The organism is Catellatospora methionotrophica (assembly GCF_011297335.1).
GTDB lineage: Bacteria > Actinomycetota > Actinomycetes > Mycobacteriales > Micromonosporaceae > Catellatospora > Catellatospora methionotrophica.
The window spans coordinates 127,238-144,447 of record NZ_JAAOTJ010000016.1 but is presented as its reverse complement, the minus strand read 5'-3'; the positions used below and the strand labels follow the sequence as shown (position 1 = coordinate 144,447).

At 71.1% G+C, this 17,210-nt stretch carries 20 protein-coding genes; 9 read left to right on the top strand and 11 right to left on the bottom strand.

Annotated features, from left to right (window positions below; genetic code table 11):
- Nucleotides 1–52: 52 nt before the first annotated feature.
- Nucleotides 53–1,312 carry an AI-2E family transporter gene (locus HAV40_RS28725; protein WP_239086888.1) on the bottom strand — a complete coding sequence of 420 codons (1,260 nt, stop codon included), beginning with the start codon at nt 1,310–1,312 and terminating at the stop codon, nt 53–55.
- Nucleotides 1,313–1,393: 81 nt separating this feature from the next.
- Here HAV40_RS28725 and HAV40_RS28720 point away from each other — a divergent pair, with 81 nt between their 5' ends.
- Together HAV40_RS28720 and HAV40_RS28715 are read left to right on the top strand one after the other, a co-directional pair.
- Nucleotides 1,394–1,735 carry a GroES family chaperonin gene (locus tag HAV40_RS28720; protein ID WP_120317331.1) on the top strand — a complete coding sequence of 114 codons (342 nt, stop codon included), beginning with the start codon at nt 1,394–1,396 and terminating at the stop codon, nt 1,733–1,735.
- A gap of 103 nt (nt 1,736–1,838) precedes the next feature.
- On the top strand, nt 1,839–3,017 hold the full coding sequence (locus HAV40_RS28715; RefSeq protein WP_166386666.1) for a DUF5685 family protein: 1,179 nt from the start codon (nt 1,839–1,841) through the stop codon (nt 3,015–3,017).
- A gap of 113 nt (nt 3,018–3,130) precedes the next feature.
- Here the strand turns inward: HAV40_RS28715 and HAV40_RS28710 are convergent, their stop codons facing one another.
- On the bottom strand, nt 3,131–5,206 hold the full coding sequence (locus HAV40_RS28710; RefSeq protein ID WP_166386665.1) for an ATP-dependent DNA helicase: 2,076 nt from the start codon (nt 5,204–5,206) through the stop codon (nt 3,131–3,133).
- An 89-nt stretch (nt 5,207–5,295) separates the two neighbouring features.
- Here HAV40_RS28710 and HAV40_RS28705 point away from each other — a divergent pair, with 89 nt between their 5' ends.
- From HAV40_RS28705 to HAV40_RS28690, 4 genes are all read left to right on the top strand, one after another.
- Nucleotides 5,296–5,787 carry a DUF402 domain-containing protein gene (locus tag HAV40_RS28705; protein WP_166386739.1) on the top strand — a complete coding sequence of 164 codons (492 nt, stop codon included), beginning with the start codon at nt 5,296–5,298 and terminating at the stop codon, nt 5,785–5,787.
- 152 nt (nt 5,788–5,939) lie between these two features.
- The gene (locus HAV40_RS28700) at nt 5,940–6,833 is read left to right on the top strand and encodes a PPK2 family polyphosphate kinase (protein WP_166386664.1); all 894 of its coding nucleotides are present in this window, start codon (nt 5,940–5,942) and stop codon (nt 6,831–6,833) included.
- Nucleotides 6,834–6,951: 118 nt separating this feature from the next.
- On the top strand, nt 6,952–7,578 hold the full coding sequence (locus tag HAV40_RS28695) for a DUF47 domain-containing protein (RefSeq protein WP_155375534.1): 627 nt from the start codon (nt 6,952–6,954) through the stop codon (nt 7,576–7,578).
- Nucleotides 7,579–7,617: 39 nt separating this feature from the next.
- Nucleotides 7,618–8,670, top strand: a complete 1,053-nt coding sequence (locus tag HAV40_RS28690) for an inorganic phosphate transporter (protein WP_166386663.1) — start codon at nt 7,618–7,620, stop codon at nt 8,668–8,670.
- A gap of 51 nt (nt 8,671–8,721) precedes the next feature.
- Here the strand turns inward: HAV40_RS28690 and HAV40_RS28685 are convergent, their stop codons facing one another.
- From HAV40_RS28685 to mtfM, 3 genes are all read right to left on the bottom strand, one after another.
- A complete protein-coding gene (locus HAV40_RS28685; protein WP_239086889.1) occupies nt 8,722–9,687 on the bottom strand; it encodes a Gfo/Idh/MocA family protein in 966 nt (321 codons plus the stop codon).
- A 33-nt stretch (nt 9,688–9,720) separates the two neighbouring features.
- A complete protein-coding gene (locus HAV40_RS28680) occupies nt 9,721–10,314 on the bottom strand; it encodes a heme-binding beta-barrel domain-containing protein (RefSeq protein ID WP_166386662.1) in 594 nt (197 codons plus the stop codon).
- Between the two features lie 69 nt (nt 10,315–10,383).
- Nucleotides 10,384–10,488 carry a small membrane protein MtfM gene (gene mtfM, locus HAV40_RS39000; protein ID WP_269059029.1) on the bottom strand — a complete coding sequence of 35 codons (105 nt, stop codon included), beginning with the start codon at nt 10,486–10,488 and terminating at the stop codon, nt 10,384–10,386.
- Between the two features lie 40 nt (nt 10,489–10,528).
- Here mtfM and HAV40_RS28675 point away from each other — a divergent pair, with 40 nt between their 5' ends.
- Complete coding sequence (locus tag HAV40_RS28675) at nt 10,529–10,900, top strand: DsrE family protein (RefSeq protein WP_409365003.1); 372 nt, start codon at nt 10,529–10,531, stop codon at nt 10,898–10,900.
- A 10-nt stretch (nt 10,901–10,910) separates the two neighbouring features.
- Here the strand turns inward: HAV40_RS28675 and HAV40_RS28670 are convergent, their stop codons facing one another.
- From HAV40_RS28670 to HAV40_RS28650, 6 genes are all read right to left on the bottom strand, one after another.
- Nucleotides 10,911–11,429, bottom strand: coding sequence for a hypothetical protein (locus HAV40_RS28670; protein WP_166386660.1), 519 nt, complete (start codon nt 11,427–11,429; stop codon nt 10,911–10,913).
- A 241-nt stretch (nt 11,430–11,670) separates the two neighbouring features.
- The gene (locus tag HAV40_RS28665) at nt 11,671–12,000 is read right to left on the bottom strand and encodes a DUF1416 domain-containing protein (protein ID WP_166386659.1); all 330 of its coding nucleotides are present in this window, start codon (nt 11,998–12,000) and stop codon (nt 11,671–11,673) included.
- 5 nt (nt 12,001–12,005) lie between these two features.
- Entirely contained in the window at nt 12,006–12,854 is an 849-nt protein-coding gene (locus HAV40_RS28660) for a sulfurtransferase (RefSeq protein ID WP_166386658.1), read from the bottom strand.
- Between the two features lie 239 nt (nt 12,855–13,093).
- Nucleotides 13,094–13,171, bottom strand: a complete 78-nt coding sequence (locus tag HAV40_RS39125) for an Ms5788A family Cys-rich leader peptide (RefSeq protein ID WP_322790472.1) — start codon at nt 13,169–13,171, stop codon at nt 13,094–13,096.
- A gap of 105 nt (nt 13,172–13,276) precedes the next feature.
- Nucleotides 13,277–13,984 carry an LmeA family phospholipid-binding protein gene (locus HAV40_RS28655; RefSeq protein WP_166386657.1) on the bottom strand — a complete coding sequence of 236 codons (708 nt, stop codon included), beginning with the start codon at nt 13,982–13,984 and terminating at the stop codon, nt 13,277–13,279.
- Complete coding sequence (locus HAV40_RS28650) at nt 13,981–14,895, bottom strand: hypothetical protein (RefSeq protein ID WP_239086890.1); 915 nt, start codon at nt 14,893–14,895, stop codon at nt 13,981–13,983. The genes HAV40_RS28655 and HAV40_RS28650 overlap by 4 nt, the downstream gene beginning before the upstream one ends.
- A gap of 461 nt (nt 14,896–15,356) precedes the next feature.
- Between HAV40_RS28650 and HAV40_RS28645 the strand changes: the two genes are divergently transcribed.
- Nucleotides 15,357–16,103, top strand: a complete 747-nt coding sequence (locus tag HAV40_RS28645) for a winged helix-turn-helix transcriptional regulator (protein WP_166386656.1) — start codon at nt 15,357–15,359, stop codon at nt 16,101–16,103.
- A 162-nt stretch (nt 16,104–16,265) separates the two neighbouring features.
- Nucleotides 16,266–17,207 (top strand): mycothiol synthase, encoded by a 942-nt coding sequence (mshD, locus tag HAV40_RS28640; RefSeq protein WP_166386655.1) that lies wholly within the window; start codon nt 16,266–16,268, stop codon nt 17,205–17,207.
- The last annotated feature ends 3 nt before the right edge of the window (nt 17,208–17,210 follow it).

The window sequence follows — 17,210 nt, the reverse complement described above, 5'->3', positions numbered from 1 at the left end:
GACGAAAGGGCTCCGCCGGTCATACCGGCGGAGCCCTTCGTGGTTTCGTGCCTCAGGCGGCCGGTGCGGGCGGCGCTTTGACGATCACCGAGTCGGGTTCCGGCTGCGGGCGTCCGGCCAGCGACCGGATCGCCGTGTTCAGGATCGCGATCAGCGGTACGGCGATCAGCGCGCCCACGATCCCGGCCAGCACCACACCCGCGGCGATGCCGAGGATCACCGCGAGCGGGTGGATGGCCACCGCCCGTCCCATGATCAGCGGCTGGAGCAGGTGGCCTTCGATCTGCTGGATGGCGATGACCGCGGCCAGCACCAGCAGCGCCGTCAGCGGCCCGTTGGTGACCAGCGCGACCAGCACCGCGACCGCCCCGGACAGGGTGGCGCCGACGATCGGGATGAACGCGCCGAGGAACACCAGCGCGGCCAGCGGCAGCGCGAACGGCACCCGCAGCAGCGCCAGCGCGATGCCGATGCCGACCGCGTCGATGAACGCGACCAGCACGGTCGCCCGCACGTACGCCCCCAGCGAGCCCCAGGCGGCCAGCCCGGCCCGGTCCAGCGGCTCGCGGGCCTGGTTGGGCACCAGCCGCAGCAGGAAGCGCCAGATGACCCGGCCGTCGCGCAGGAAGAAGAACAGCGTGAAGATGACCAGGAACAGGCCGCTGAGCACCTCGAACACGGTCGTCGCCGTGGTGATCGCGCCGGTCGTCAGGGCTTCCTTGTTCGTCGTGATGGACTTGGTGACCGAGTCGATCGCGCTGCCGAGCTGCGCGTCCGTCAGGTGCAGCGGGCCGTTCTTGAGCCAGGTCTGGATCTGCTGGATGCCCTCCGCCGCGTTCTTGGTCAGATCGGGCAGCCCGTTGACGAACTGGTTGATCACCAGGGTCAGCGTGCCCGCGACGGCGGCCAGCCCGACCAGCACCACGATCGCGGTGGCCAGCGACCGGTGCACCCGGATGTGGTTCAGCCAGCGCACCGCAGGCCCCAGCAGCGCCGCCAGCAGCATCGCGATCAGCACCGGCACGATCACGATGCTGATCTTGCCGAGGAACTGCAGCAGGTAGACCAGCAGGAAACCGAGCACGATGATGCGCCAGGCCCAGGCCGCGCCGATGCGCAGGCTGTACGGCACGTCGACGTCGTCGCGGCTGGCCGTGGAGTAGTGCTGCAACTCGGGCTCGACCGGCTCGGGCAGCGGTGCCCCGGCGTCCTCGCGCTCGCGTTCGTCCTGCTCGCGCTTGGCGCGGGCGCTGGCACGGCTCGCCTCGTAGGCGCGCCGCACGTTCGCCTTGAAGTTGTCCAAACGACCCACTGGTGTCCTCCCGGGGACAGGCAACGTCACCACGTTAGTCGCCTGCGACCATCGCATCATGGGGGAAGTACCCTGACCCGCGTGACACTCAACCCCGCCACCGCCGAGACCGGTCTGCCGATCCGCCTGCTGCACGACCGGGTGCTGGTCAAGCAGGAGGCGGCCGAGGGGGAGCGGCGCTCGTCCGCGGGCCTGGTGATCCCGGCCACCGCCTCGGTCGGGACGCGGCTGTCCTGGGCCACCGCGGTCGGCGTCGGCCCGCACGTGCGCGCGATCCAGGTCGGCGACCGGGTCCTGTTCGACCCGGACGAGCGCTCCGAGGTGGAACTGCACGGCGAGGCGTACGTGCTGCTGCGCGAGCGCGACGTGCACGCCGTGGCGGCCTCCCGCGTGGAGCCCGACGCCACCGGTCTGTATCTCTGACCTCGGCTGACGTCCGGCGGAGCCGACGTGGTGGCAGTCGGCGACGGTCGGCAGGGCGACACATGCCCCACGGAGCGAGCCCGCGTCGCCTAGGCTGCCGCGCGTGTTCGGCATCATCAGACCCTGCGCGCACAGCCTGTCCGAGCGGCTGCACGGCGAGTGGCTCGGCCACCTGTGCGGGCTGTGCCTCGCCCTACGGGACGAGCACGGCCAGGCGGCCCGCATCGTCACCAACTACGACGGCCTGATCATCTCCGCGCTGACCCAGGCGCAGTCACCGACCGTCCAGCGGCGCACCGCCGGGCCGTGCCCGCTGCGCGGTATGCGCACCGCCCTCGTGGCCGAGGGGGTGGGGGCGCGGCTGGCCGCGACGGTCTCGCTGGTGCTGGCCTCGGCCAAGCTGTCCGACCACGTGGCCGACGGCGACGGGGCGTACGCCCGCCGACCGGTCGCCGCAGGCGCGCGCCTGGTCGCCCGGCGCTGGGCCGCGCGGGCCCACCGCTCCGGGCTGGACCTCGGTCTGGACACCGGCGTGCTGCTGGCGGCCGTGTACGGCCAGCGCGAGGTCGAAAAGGCGATCATGCTGGGCGGCTCGCTGCTGACCGTCACCGAGCCGACCGAACTCGCCACGGCCGCCGCGTTCGCGCACACCGCCGTGCTGGCGGGACGGCCCGGCAACGCCGAGCCGCTGGCCGAGGCGGGACGTTTCTTCGGCCGGATCGCGCACCTGCTCGACGCGGTCGAGGATGTGGCCGCCGACCGGGCCACCGGGGCGTGGAATCCGCTGCTCGCCACCGGCGCGTCGTTCGCGCAGGCGGGGGTGCTCGCACGGGACGCGGCGGCAGGCCTGCGGCTGGCCCTGGCCGAGGTGGAGCTCGCCGACGGCAAGCTGGTGCACCGGCTGCTGGTGCACGAGGTCGACCACGCCATCGAGCGCACCTTCACCGGTGCGGACCCCGGCTACTACCCGCCGGTCGTCCAGCCCGGCAAGAAGGGCCGCCCGCCGAAGCCCCCGCAGCCGTCGGGGAGCGGCTCGTGCTGGTGGCCGCAGGTCGAACGGCCGCCCGCGACGCGCGGCCCGATCTTCGGCTGCGCCGTGGCGAGCTGGATGTGCTGCACCTGCCAGGTCTGCTGCCGCGACCCGTACCCCGGCCCGTGGAGCGGCCTGCCCCGCGAGGGCTGGTGCACGAACTGCGACTGCAGCGACTGCGGCGACTGCTGCGACGTCTGCAAATGCTGCAAGGTCTGCAAACACTGCGACTGCTGCGACTGCGACTGCTGACCCCCGTGCCCGCGCGGCGCGCACCCGGCGGTCGTGCAGTTTCGGGGAAAGTGCGGCTATCGCGCGCCGGATTCGCGCAGTTTCCCGGAAACTGCCGGAGAGCCCGGCCGGGGTCAGCTTTCGCTGAGGCGTTTGAGGGATTTGAGGACGATGTCCTGCTTGGTGGTGTACCAGAAGGGCGGGAGGCTGGCGCGGAGGAAGGCGCCGTAGCCGCGGGCGGTCTCCAGGCGGGAGTCGAGGACGGCTACGACGCCCTTGTCGGAGGTGGAGCGGATCAGGCGGCCCACGCCCTGGGCGAGGCGGATGGCCGCGATCGGCACGCTCACGGCGGCGAAGCCGGAGCCGCCACCCTCGTCGACGGCCGCTGAGCGGGCCGAGGCCAGCGGCTCGTCGGGGCGCGGGAACGGGAGCCGGTCGATGACGACCAGCTGGCAGGCGTCACCGGGCACGTCCACGCCCTGCCACAGGGACATGACGCCGAGCAGGCAGCTGTTGCGGTCCTCGCGGAACTTGCGGACCAGCAGCGGCAGCGCCTCGTCGCCCTGCAGCAGCACCGTCAGGTTCGTCTTGGCCCGCAGCAGCTCCGCGGCCTGCTGCGCGGCCTTGCGAGACGAGAACAGCCCGAGGGTACGCCCGCCGAGCGCCTCGACCAGCGCCAGCAGCTCCGCCCCGGTCGCGTCCGGCAGGCCCGACGCGGCAGGCCGGGGCAGGTGCGCGGCGACGTAGAGGATGCCCTGCTTCGGGTAGTCGAACGGGGAGCCGACGTCGAGCGACTTCCAGCCCGGCCCGGAGGCGAACGCCGGGGGCGCGCCCGGCTTGGCGGGGGTCTTGGGGCTCACCGGCAGGCCCAGCGAGCGGGCGAGGGTGTCGAAGTTGCCGCCCAGGGTCAGCGTGGCCGAGGTGGCGATGACGGTGCGGTCCTCGTACAGCTTCTCGCCGAGCAGTCCGGCGACCGACAGCGGTGCGACGACCAGGGCGCGGCGCGGCTCGTGCTCGACCCAGGCGACGTCGTGCTCGTTGTCCTCCAGCAGCCGCTGCGCGGTCTTGGAGACCTCGTCGAGCAGCGACTTGGCCTGCTGCTTGCGCACCGGGTCGGGGTCGTCGGCCTTGATCTCGCCGATCCGGGACAGCCCGCGCCGGGTCGCCCCGTCGAGCAGGGTGCAGGCCTCGACGATGCCCGTCGGCAGCTTGCCGGTGATCCGCCCGGCCGGGGTCTCGGCCAGCCCGACGGTCAGCGCGTCGGCGGCCTCGACCAGGGACTGGTACTCCTCGCCCTCCACGTAGGCGCGGGCGGCGCGGGCGGTGCGGTCCACGGCGTCGGGGGTCAGCTCGGCCTGGGCGGCGCTGGAGACCCGGTCGGCCAGCTCGTGCGCCTCGTCGATGATCAGGAGCTTGTGCTCGGGCACGATGTGCCGCCCGGCCATCATGTCGACCGACAGCAGCGAGTGGTTGGTGACCACCACGTCGGCCTCGCGGGCGCGGGCACGCGACAGCTCGGCGAAGCAGTCCGGCCCGTACGGGCAGCGGGCCGCGCCGACGCACTCGCGCGCCGGGGTCGACACCATGCGCCAGGCCGTGTCGTCGACGCCCGGGTCAAGCTCGTCGCGGTCGCCGGTGTCGCTCTCCATCGCCCAGTCGCGGATGCGCTCGATCTGCTTGCCGAGCCGCCCCGACTCGCCGAGCCACTTCACGCCGCTGCCGCTGGTGCCCGCGTCGAACAGCGAGTCCTGCGGGTCCTGCTCGTCGGAGTGCTCCAGCTTCGCCAGGCACACGTAGTGGTGACGGCCTTTGAGCAGGGCGAACGTCGGCTCGCGGCCGAGCAGCGGGGAGATCGCCTTGCCGATGCGCGGCAGGTCCTTCTCGACCAGCTGCGACTGCAGCGCCAGCGTCGCCGTCGAGATGACGACGGGGCCGTCGACGGTCAGCGCGGGGGCGAGGTAGGCCAGCGACTTGCCGGTGCCGGTGCCGGCCTGCACCAGCAGGTGGTCGCCGGACTCGATCGCCGTGGAGATGGCCGCGGTCATGGCCTGCTGGCCGGGCCGGGCCGAGCCGCCGGGCACCGCACCGACAGCGGCCTCTAGCAGGTCGAGGGCGCTGTGGTCACGTGTTCGCTTCTTCTTCGGCGGCACCGACTGACCGTACCGGCTGGGACCGACGGTCTTCCACCTCGCCGTCGGATTTGGGAACATGGCGCATTGTGGGCGCGACCCGCGTCACCCCCGCATCGTTGCGCGGTGGTGCGAGGGTGTACGCCACCGCCGTGAAACGAGGTAGTCGGATGGGCGTCGTACGGGTCGAGATCCGCAAGTTCGACGGGAGCACGCACCGGGCCTTCCCGGCCACCCTGCTCGGCCGCGACGAGCACGGCACCTGGCTCGGCATCCCGAGCGGCACGGTCAGCGACACCGGCAAGGTGTACGAGATCCCCGGCGTGGTCCTGGTCCCGCACACCGGCTGGTGGACCGCCATGTTCAACGCCGCCCCCCGCAACACCTCCGTGTACTGCGACATCACCACCCCCGCCACCTGGAACGACGACACCGTCACCGTCACCGACCTGGACCTGGACGTACGCAAGATCCGGCTCACCGGCGAGGTGCAACTCGTGGACGAGGACGAGTTCGCCGCACACCAGGCCAAGTTCAACTACCCCGACGAGGTCGTCAAGCAGGCCCGCGCCGCCGCCCAGTGGCTGCTGGAAGCCGTCCGCACCAACCAGGAACCCTTCACCACCCACTTCCACCGCTGGCTTGCCCACGTCTCCCCGTAATGCCCCGCTGCCCGGGATCCGGTAGTTGATCACGGGGGTGGGGTAGCGGCACTCCGTCGAGCGCGTCCACAAGTTCATGATCAACCCGGTCGGGCGTGGGGGAAGTTGGGGATGTTCGGTCGGGAGGGTGGGTTGTGCGCAATGATCGGAATGTGGCGGACGTGTCCGAATTGCTGCGGGTCGGGTCGGGGGTGGACCTCGGGGCGATAGATCCGGCGGGGACGCCGGGGCTGCCGGATCGCAAGGAGGTTCGGCGGGATCCGAAGGGGTGGGCGCGGGCCGAGCTGGTGACGCTGGGGGCGGAGCTGGCCCGGCAGCAGGAGATGCTGTTCGCGAACGCCAAGTGCAACCCGGCCGACCAGCGGCGGGTGCTGCTGGTGCTGCAGGCGATGGACTGCGGCGGCAAGGACGGCACGGTCAAGAAGGTCGCCGGAACCATGAATCCGGAGGGTCTGCGGATCACCGCGTTCGGGCCGCCGACGGCCGAGGAGCGCCAGCACGATTTTCTGTGGCGGATCCGCCGGGCGCTGCCGCTGCCGGGATACCTGGGCATCTTCAACCGCTCGCACTACGAGGACGTGCTGGTGGTACGCGTGCGCGAGCTGGCGCCCCCGCGGGTGTGGAAACCGCGCTACGAAAAGATCAACAACTTCGAACGTGAGCTGACTGACAGCGGGTTCTCGCTGGTCAAGGTGATGCTGCACATCTCGTACGACGAGCAGCGCCGCCGCCTGCTGGAGCGCCTGCGCGACCCCACGAAGTACTGGAAGTACAACCCGGACGACGTCGACAACCGCGCCTACTGGCCCGCGTACCAGCAGGCCTACCAGGACGCGATCAGCCGGTGTGGGACTGATCACGCCCCCTGGCATGTGGTCCCGGCGGACCGGAAGTGGTACCGCGACTGGGCGGTGGCGAACCTCATCCTCGATGCCTTGAAACGCCTGCGTCTGAGCTATCCACCGGCCGGCTTCGACCCGCAAGCCGAGACGAAGAGGCTGGAACGTGAGGAAACGGGCAGGGTGTCGAAGGTGAACGGCAGGTGAACGGGCCATGAAGGGCAGAAGGCGCTGGGTGACCGGGTCACGAACGCCGGGTAACAGTGCTTAGCATTCCCCCCGACTAGACCGTCCGGATGACACCACCAAACCAAAGGTGCTTGCGGTGAAGTTTTCACTCCGCCCCCAAGAGGGCGCCTTCTACGAGATGTTCTCCCGTGCCGCCCAGAACCTGGTGCGGGGCACGGAGCTGCTCTCCGAGCTGGCGCTGCCCGGCGCTGACGTGCAGTCGGTCAGCGAGCGGCTGGCCGATGTCGAGCACGACAGCGACCAGATCACGCACGAGCTGTACAACAAGATCAACTCAACGTTCATCACGCCGTTCGACCGCGAGGACATCTACCGCCTCGGGTCGGGCCTCGACGACGTCATGGACCACCTGGAGGCCGTGGGCAACCTGGTCTACCTGTACGGCCTGACCAAGCTCCCGGCGCTGCCGCGCGAGATGATCGAGATGATCGACGTGCTCGACCAGCAGGCCAAGGTCACCGCCCTGGCCATGCCGCGGCTCAAGCAGATGAAGGGCCTCAAGGACTACTGGGTCGAGTGCAACCGCCTGGAGAACGACGGCGACCGCACCTACCGCATGCTGCTGGTCCGGCTGTTCAGCGGCGAGTACGACGCGCTGACCGTGCTGAAGATGAAGGAGGTCGCCGACGAGCTGGAGGCCGCCTGTGACGCCTTCGAGCACGTGGCGAACACCGTCGAGACCATCGCCGTCAAGGAGTCCTGATGCGCGCCCTCATCGCCGGTTCCGGCGGGGGTGCGTGACGTGAACGAGCTCCTCATCCCGGTGCTCGCGGTCATCCTCGCGGCCATGGTGTTCGACTACACCAACGGCTTCCACGACGCCGCGAACGCCATCGCCACCAGCGTGTCGACCCGGGCGCTGACCCCGCGGATCGCGCTGGGCATCGCGGCGATCGGCAACTTCGTCGGCGCGCACTTCGGCGCGTCGGTCGCCAAGACCGTCGGCAGCGGCATCATCACCCCGCCCGAGGGCGAGGCGGGCCTGGGCATCGTCTTCGCCGGAGTCGTCGGCGCCATCGCCTGGAACCTGCTGACCTGGTACTTCGGCATCCCCTCGTCGTCCTCGCACGCGCTGATCGGCGGCCTGGTCGGGGCGATGCTCGCCGCGATCGCGTTCGGCGTACAGGGCGAGGTGCTGTGGGGCGGCATCGTGGACAAGGTCGTCATCCCGATGGTCGCGTCCCCGGCCACCGGGTTCATCCTCGGCGCGCTGCTGATGCTGGCCCTGCTGTGGGCCGTGTTCCTGCTGGCCAAGGCGACCGCGAAGAAGAAGTCCGGGCGCCTGTTCCAGCCCACCCCGCTCAACCGCTTCTTCCGCATCATGCAGTCGCTGTCGGCGGTGGCCATGTCCGTCGGCCACGGCATGCAGGACGCCGCCAAGACCATGGGCATCATCGTGCTGGCGCTCTACACCGGCGGCTTCCAGAGCACGAACGACACCATCCCCGAGTGGGTGTTCTGGACGTCGGCCACGGTGCTGGCCCTGGGCACCTACGCGGGCGGCTGGCGCATCATCCGCACCCTGGGCCGCCGGGTCATCCACCTCGACCCGATGGCCGGCTTCGCTGCCGAGACCGTGGCCAGCGGCGTGCTCTTCACCGCGGCCCACTACGGCCTGCCGATCTCCACCACCCACACGATCACCTCAGCGATCATGGGCGTCGGCGCCACCAAGAAGTTCTCCGCCGTCCGCTGGGGCGTCGCGGGCAACATCATCATGGCCTGGATCCTCACGTTCCCCGGCGCGGCCGTCGCGGCCGTCATCGCGTACGTGGTGGTCCGCCCCATCTTCTGAAAGACCTCGCGGGTATGGCGGGCCGCTCCCGCCATACCCGCGAGATCTTTTTCAGTAGGTGACGCCGATCTGGGCGCGGACCGCGTCCAGGGTGCTCATCACCGACAACGTCGACGACAGCGGGACCAGGTCCGATTCGAGCTTGCCCGCGCGCAGGCAGCGGGTCGCCTCGGCGGCCTCGAAGTGCAGGCCCGTCGGGGCGGTCGCGAACTCCTCCGGGTCGGCGCCGGTGCGGTGCAGGACGAAGCGCTCGGCGGCGTGGAAGCCCCACGGCAGCTCGATGCGGCCCCGGGTGCCGACGATCGTGGCGTTGCGCACGTCGCCGTTCACACCGCAGTACAGCGACGCCACCGCGCCCGACGGGAAGCCCAGCGAGATGCTGGTGCGCTCGTCGGTGCCCTCCGGGAACAGGTGCGCCCACGCCCGGACCTGGTTCGGCTCGCCGAGCAGCAGCTGCGCGAAGCCGATCGGGTAGACGCCCAGGTCCAGCAGCGCGCCGCCGCCCAGCTCCGGGTTGCGCAGCCGGTGCGACGGGTCCGGGTCCAGCCCGATGCCGAACGCGGCCTGCACGGAGACGACCTCGCCGAGCGCGCCGTCCGCGATCAGCTCCTGGATCTTCAGCGTTGACGGCAGGGTGCGCGTCCAGAACGCCTCCATCAGGAACAGCTGCCGCTCCCGGGCGATGGTGACGAGGTCCTGGGCCTGTGCCAGGTCGAGCGTGAAGGCCTTCTCCACCAGCAGCGGCCTACCGGCCCGCAGGCACAGCGAGGCCGCCGCGTGGTGGTGGGAGTGCGGGGTCGCGATGTAGATGATGTCCACGTCCGGGTCGGCGGCCAGCGCCTCCCACGAGCCGTGGCTGCGGGCCGCCCCGTGCTCGGCGGCGAAGGCCTGCGCGGACGACGCTGTCCGCGAGCCCACCGCCGCCAGCTCGGTGCCGGGCACCTGCGCCAGCTCGCGTGCGAAGCGTGCGGCGATCCCGCCCGTGGCGAGAACGCCCCAACGAATCTGATCAGTCACGACCCGAAGCTACACCGGTTAAGTTCGGGTATCTCAACCGCCGACGCGGATCAGACGTGCGCTGAGGTGCGGCGTCAGGCCCTCGCCGACCGCGGCCATGTCCTGGGCGTACAGCAGCGCGCCCTCGACGACGCCGTAGAGCCGGTGCCCCGCGGTGACCTCCTTGGCAGTCGACGTACGCGCCACGAAGTCGGTGACCATCTCGATCCGGGGCGGGTTCGCCTCGACCTTGCCGAGGTAGAGCTCCATGATCCCGGTCGGGTTGGTCATGATGGCTTCCAGCTCGTCGCCGTCCTTGCCCGCCGGACGCCACCAGCCCGCCTCCCGGCCGCCCGGCCGCACCGGGTTCGACTCCGCGTCCAGGATCCACGCCTTCGACTCGTAGAACAGGAACGGACGGCCGTCGTGGCTGATCCGGATCTCCTGCGCGTAGTCGAAGTCCTCGATCGACGGGTAGCCGCCCCGCCCGCGCCCCCGCCACACGCCCACGAAAGGCAGCAGGTCCAGCAGGTCCGGGTGCAGGTCCGGCCCGGAACGCAGGTCGTGGGTCTCCTCGTACGGGTACGGGTCGACCGGCGGCGCGTTGAGCCACGGCGGCGGCTGCAGCGGATTCTCTTCAGTACTCACCGTTTCAACCCTCTTCGTTTCACGACTGCGGAACTCGCCGACCCGGTCGGCCTGCCTGTGCAGGCACTCTCACCAGCGGCCGCGCGAGATTTTGACGGCCACGTAGGCCAGGCCTCCGGCCAGCGCGCCGAACCCGGCGACCAGCAGGCTGACGAACCCGATCTCGGTGACCATTGGTAGATCCTATGAGGCGCGCCCGGCGGCCGTGCATAAGCTGTCGGACGTGGCACGCAAACTCATCGTCAAGACCACCGCCGGAGCCGACGCGCCGGAGCGGTGCGCGCAGGCGTTCACCGTGGCCGCGACCGCCGTGGCGGCCGGAGCCCAGGTGTCGCTGTGGCTGACCGGCGAGGCCAGCTGGTTCGCGCTGCCCGGCCGCGCCGCCGCGTTCGAACTGCCGCACTCGGCCCCGCTGCCCGACCTGCTCGACGCCATCCTGGCCGCGGGCACCGTCACGCTGTGTACCCAGTGCGCCGCCCGCCGCGAGATCACCCCCGCCGACGTGCTGCCCGGCATCCGCATCGCGGGCGCGGCCGTCTTCGTCGAGGAGGCCCTCTCCGACGACACCCAGGCCCTCGTCTACTGACCGGGCGGGATCAGGGGACCCGGCAGCCCGAGCTGAGGTCGACACTCACCGCGCCCTCGCCGATCACCTTGCCGCGTACCGCGACGTAGTTGCCCGCGTCGTGGTAGAAGCCCTCCTTGGGGCCGTCGGCGGGGCGGGTGACGGCGTCGGGCAGCGTCGCGGCCAGCGCCTCGACCGTGGCGGACTCGCCGCCGACGGGCCCGGAGACGGTCAGCGTGCGGGTGACGGCGACGCCGTCGCGGGCGGCGGACAGGCTGCAGGCCTTCTCGGCGTACCCCTTGTCCTGGATCGTCCAGCCCGCCGGGACACCGGCCGTGACCTGGCCGACGACCTGGTCGATGGTGGCCTTCGCCGAGGCGGCGGTGGTCTGGTCGCGCAGTGACGGCGGGTCGTTGCGCGCGGACCAGATGGCCAGGACCAGCAGCAGCAGGGCCCAGGCGCCGACGAGCACCGGCCACAGGTAACGGCGGGCGGGCGGCGTCGGCTGGGGCTGCGGGGCGGCCTCGGGTGCGGGCGCGTCGATGGTCACGCCGTTCATGCTGCCACGTGCGTGCCGCCGGGCGTGTCGCGGTGGGCGGGGGCGGGGGCGGGGACTGGGGCAAGATCGCTGTTTCGGGTCAGAAACTCGGGTTACACCGCAGACCTTGACCTGAAACGGCGATCATGCCCCGGCCGCCGCACCGGCGGACGAAGGAAGGGCACCTTCCCAACGTCATGACGTTGGGAAGGTGCCCTTCCTTCGAGCAAGTCCGCGCGAGGCGGGGGAGGAGCTAGGCGACGGCGAGGGCCACCTCGTTGACGCCGCGGGCGGCGTCTACGGTGGCGTCGCCGTTGCCGAAGCGGGACAGGGCGCGCAGCTGCCAGGTCCCGGGGGCGGCGAAGAAGCGGAACTGGCCCGCCGGGGAGGTCACGACCTCGGCGGTGAACTCGCCGCTGCGGTCGAGCAGGCGCACGTACGCGCCCGCGACCGGGTCACCGCCGGACTGGACGACGCCGGTGATCACGGTCTCCTTCTCCAGGTCGACGCTGAGCGGCAGCGGGGCGGCCTGGTCGGGCGCGGCGCAACCGGCCGCGACAGTGGAAGCAGTCTGTGCGGTCATGGTGATCACGCCTTCCCGGGCTCGTCGCCCAGTGCCACCGGCACGCCGACCAGCGAGCCGTACTCGGTCCAGGATCCGTCGTAGTTCTTCACGTTCGCCTTGCCGAGGATCTCCTGCAGCACGAACCAGGTGTGCGAGGAGCGCTCGCCGATGCGGCAGTACGCGATGGTGTCCTTGCTGTCATCGATGCCCGCGGCCGCGTACAGGTCGGCCAGCTCGCTGTCGGACTTGAAGGTGCCGTCCTCGTTCGCGGCCTTGGACCACGGCACGCTGAGCGCGGTGGGGATGTGACCGGCCCGCTGCGCCTGCTCCTGCGGCAGGTGGGCGGGGGCGAGCAGGCGGCCCGCGTACTCGTCGGGCGAGCGCACGTCGATCAGGTTCTGCACGCCGATCGCCTTGACGACGTCGTCGCGGAAGGCGCGGATGGACAGGTCCTGGTCCTGGGCGACGTACTGGGTCGCGGGGCGCTCGACCGTGTCCTTGGACAGCGGGCGGGCGTCGAGCTCCCACTTCTTGCGGCCACCGTCGAGCAGCTTCACGTCGCCGTGGCCGTAGAGCTTGAAGTACCAGTAGGCGTACGCGGCGAACCAGTTGTTGTTGCCGCCGTACAGCACGACGGTGTCGTCGTTGCCGATGCCACGCGACGACAGCAGCGCCTCGAACTGCTCCTTGTTCACGAAGTCACGGCGCACCGGGTCCTGCAGGTCGGTGCGCCAGTCCAGCTTGACCGCGCCGGCGATGTGGCCACCGTCGTAGGCGGTGGTGTCCTCGTCGACCTCGACGAACACGACGCCGGGTGCGGCGATGTTCTTCTCGGCCCAGTCGGCCGAGACGAGGGCGGATTCGCGACTCATGGAGTTCTCCCTTGAGATGTGGCTGGATGGATGAACGTCTGGTGCGGGTGACGCCACCGGGAGCGCGAGCGGGAGAAAGAAAAACGTCGCCGCGTACGGGTCCACAGGGGATTCACCGGGTACAGGGCGACGGCGGCTGACTGGGTGGCCGGCTCAGCGATGAGCGGCTGGTGCGAGTCAGTTAACAGAGCTGCTGACGATCACGAACGGTGATCGGGGTGCGCAAAACTGTGCCGCCGTCAGATGACGGGGCGACACAGGCACGTGGCCACGCGGCACAGGTCGACCGCGCGCCGCTTGGTAAGCAGCGGACTCATAGTTGCTGACCCTACCAGCAGCGCTGTGATTTCGGGAATGTGTCTTCCACCATCCGGGAACGGTGGATCACCATCCGGACGCGCTGACGGTGATTCCCGCCGTGGTCAGGCCAGTTCGACGTTCTTGGCGGTGAACCCGACGATCAGGCCGGTCGACTCGGTCTGGACCTTGGTCAGTTCGAGGTTGAACGGCAGTTTCGGCAGGGTCAGGGTCACCGCGAGGCGATCCTTGTAGGCATTGATGATCGTCTGGCTGACCGAGCCGGCCGCGCCCTTGAGGGACGTGACACGCAGCCGTACGTGGCTGCCGTCCACGACCGTGACCTCGGCGGTGCCGGTGACCTCGCCGATGATCGGCACCTTGCCGGTGACCCGGACGTCGTTCGGACCCGCGGAGGTCAGGGTGATGCCGTTCAGGCCGCTCGCCTCGACGAGGCTGCCGTACGACACCGTCGCGTCGCCGTCCACCAGCGCCGCCACGGGCCGGGCAGTGCCGTCCTTGAGCTCGGACAGCGACGCCTCGACCTCGTGCGCCGCCACGTTCAGCAGCGGCAGGGGCAGCTGGCCGCCCTTGAGGTCGCGCATCGTGATGTCGATCTGGGTGTAGCGGCCCGCCGCGACCTGGGTCAGGAAGGGGAAGCCCTGGATCTCCACCTCGGGCGGGGCCGAGGTGATGCCCTGGTCCTGCATGCGCGCCGAGACCCGCGCGGCGATCTCACGTTCGGCGTAGTGCGCACCGGCCCGGTCGGCGACCACGACCAGCACCCCGAGCACGAAGACCGCGACCGCGGTGATCACGAGGAACTTCTTCATGCCGGCACCAGGAAGAACACGCTGATCACGTAGGCGACCGGCGCGGCCAGCGCGAAGCCGGCCAGCGGGCCCTGCATGTGCCGGGCCAGCCACATGGTCGGCGCGTCGCCGGCCACTTCCCGCCCCGCCTCGGCGAAACCGATGGTGAGGTCGGCGAGCACGGCGGCCCCGGCCGCGGCCATCCCGATCATCGCGGCCTGGCTGGGCGTGAACGGCACCAGGTAGCGGCCGATGACGGCGGCCACGCCGGTGCCGAGCATCGCGCCGATCACGATGCCCGCCGAACCGCGCGGGACCTGGTCGGCCAGGCGCGGGTAAGGCGCGAAGACGTCGGTGAGCCGGGCGACGCTCAAGGCGATGCCGCTGGCGATGAGACAGACCACAATGGCCTGAGTGCCCGCCGGGAGGCGGGTCAAAACTATGAGTGTCGCGAACGAGACCACGCCGAGCACGATGACGACCGTCGAACCGAGCGACTCCGAGACGTTCATCCGTCCCTCCTGCCGCACCATCTGCCCGACCACGCCCGCGACCAGGCCGCCCGCCGCGATCAGCCCGAGCGGGGCCACCGACGCGACATCGGTCACGATCGACGCGACGTCGGCGCTGATCGCCGCCAGCACACCGACGGCGGCGACCACCTTCATACCGGGCGGGCGCAGCGCCATGGTGGTGGCGAAGACGTAGAGCAGCTGGGCACCGAAGATCACCACGGCGTACGGGATGCGGCCCGTGCCGACCCCGGCCGTCTGCGCGCCCATCACCAGGCCCACGCCGAGCAGCAGCGCGAAACCGGCCACGGCCGCCGACAGCAGCCGCCGCACCGGGACGATCTCGGGTTCCGGCCCGTCCAGCACCTCGGCTTCGGGCTCGTCGCCGCCACGGGTGCGCCGCCGGTCCTTCGTCTTCACCGCCTCGTCCCGCCGGGAACGTGGGCCCGGCTCGGCCCCCCGCTCGGCGCCACGGCTCGCGGGCACGGGAACGGGCGCAGGGCCACGGCCGGCCTGGCCAGGGCCGGGCCGGTGCGGCCCGTCGAACTGGGGGCCGGATGACCTGCGATTACGGACGCTGTCGTCGGGAGGGGAACCGAGCACGCAACGATCGTGCCACCTCACCCCCCAAGAGCGCACCTCACCGGGGTGGGAACCTTGAGACGGTGGGCGCGGCGTACGAAACACGCGCGAAAGATGACCGAAACAATGGTTCCCGATCACGCGTGGTGAGTGACAAACGTACGAGGTGCTGGTATTTCTATTGTCCTCGACTATGCTCATGCTTTACCCGCCCGTCAGCGACGCCGGGACCGACGTGAGGCCAGCCACGCCCCCCATGTGCTGCTCACGCGGCCTTGCCGCAAGGACGGAGGCGATCCGTGGAAATCCTGCTCCTGGTGACCGCACGCGCCGGTGAACCATCCACCGTGCTGCCGGCGCTCGACCTGCTCCCGCACTCCGTGCGCACCGCTCCGCGCGACGTGCGCACCCTGGTGTCGACCCCCAGCCCCGACGCCGTCCTCGTCGACGCGCGCACCGAACTGTCCGAGGCCCGTGCCACCTGCCGGATGCTGCACGCGACCGGCATCGGCGTGCCGCTGATCGCCGTGGTCACCGAGGCCGGGCTGGTCGCGATCAACGCCGACTGGGGCGTCGACGACGTCATCCTCGCCAGCGCCGGTCCCGCCGAGGTCGAGGCGCGGCTGCGCGTCGCCGTCGGCCGCCTCAACTCCGCGACCGCCGCCGCAGGCGGCCTCATCCGGGGCGGCGAGCTGACCATCGACCCCGACACGTACGCGGCCAAGCTCAAGGGACGCCCGCTCGATCTCACGTACAAGGAGTTCGAGCTGCTGAAGTTCCTGGCCCAGCACCCGGGCCGGGTGTTCACCCGCGACCAGCTGCTGCGCGAGGTGTGGGGCTACGACTACTTCGGCGGCACCCGCACCGTCGACGTGCACGTGCGCCGCCTGCGCGCCAAACTCGGCTCCGAGTACGAGGCGATGATCGGCACCGTGCGCCAGGTCGGCTACAAGTTCGTGGTCCCGTCCTCGCGCCAGCAACTCGCCGACCGCAGCCCCCTCACCAACGCCGCCGAGCAACTCCTCGCCGACCTCCCCTCCCTCTGACCCGCCCCCACACCGCCCCGGCAGCCTCCGGCCGCGGCCCCTCTCCCTGCCGCAACTCTTAAAGAGTCGCGCCCTCAGCGCGGGGACGAAGGCGCAGCTCTTTAAGAGTTGCGGCTCGGCTGGGGGGTGGGGAGGTCGTCGGGGGCGGTTAGGCTGGCGGTCATGATCGGGTATGTCGAGCGGCGCGAGCGGCTGACGCCGGACGAGGTGTCTGCTGTGGTCGCGTTGGCCAGCGCGGCGGGGGACACCGACGGGGCGTATCCGCTGTCCGAGCACACCGTGCTGCACCTGCGGCACGGGGGCGAGGCGCCGGCGGTGCACCTGGTCGCCCGTACGCCCGACGGTGAGCTCGCCGGATACGCCCACGTCGACACCACCGACGCGGTGGACGGGCCGTCGGCGGAGCTGGTCGTGCACCCGCAGCGCCGCCGCCACGGCCTGGGCCGCGCCCTGGTGAAGGCGGCCATCGAGGCGGCGGCCGAGGCCGATCCGGCCGGCCGCCTGCGGCTCTGGGCGCACGGCGACCACCCGTCGGCCGGTGCGCTGGCGCTGTCGCTGGGTTTCCGGCGGGCCCGCGTGCTGTGGCAGATGCGCCGCTCGCTGTTCGCCGAGGTGCCGCAGCCCGACCTGCCCGCGGGCGTGGTGCTGCGCCCGTTCCGGCCGGGCGAGGACGAGCAGGCCTGGCTGGCACTCAACGCGCGGGCGTTCGCCGACCACCCGGAGCAGGGCCGGTGGACCTTGCGTGACCTGCGGGCGCGGATGGCCGAGCCGTGGTTCGACCCGGCGGGTTTCCTGCTGGCCGAAAGGGACGGCGCGCTGGCCGGTTTCCACTGGACCAAGGTGCATGGTGAGCTGCGCAGCGACGCCGAGGACGCGCACCACCACGACCCGATCGGCGAGGTGTACGTGCTCGGCGTCGATCCGTCCGCGCACGGCTCCGGCCTCGGCCGCGCGCTGACCGCGGCGGGGCTGCGCCACCTGCGGGCCCAGGGCCTCGACCAGGTCATGTTGTATGTGGACGAGTCCAACACCGCCGCGACAGCCCTATACCAGCGGCTGGGTTTCGCCCGCTGGTCCACCGACGTGCTCTTCCAGCGCGCCTGAGCG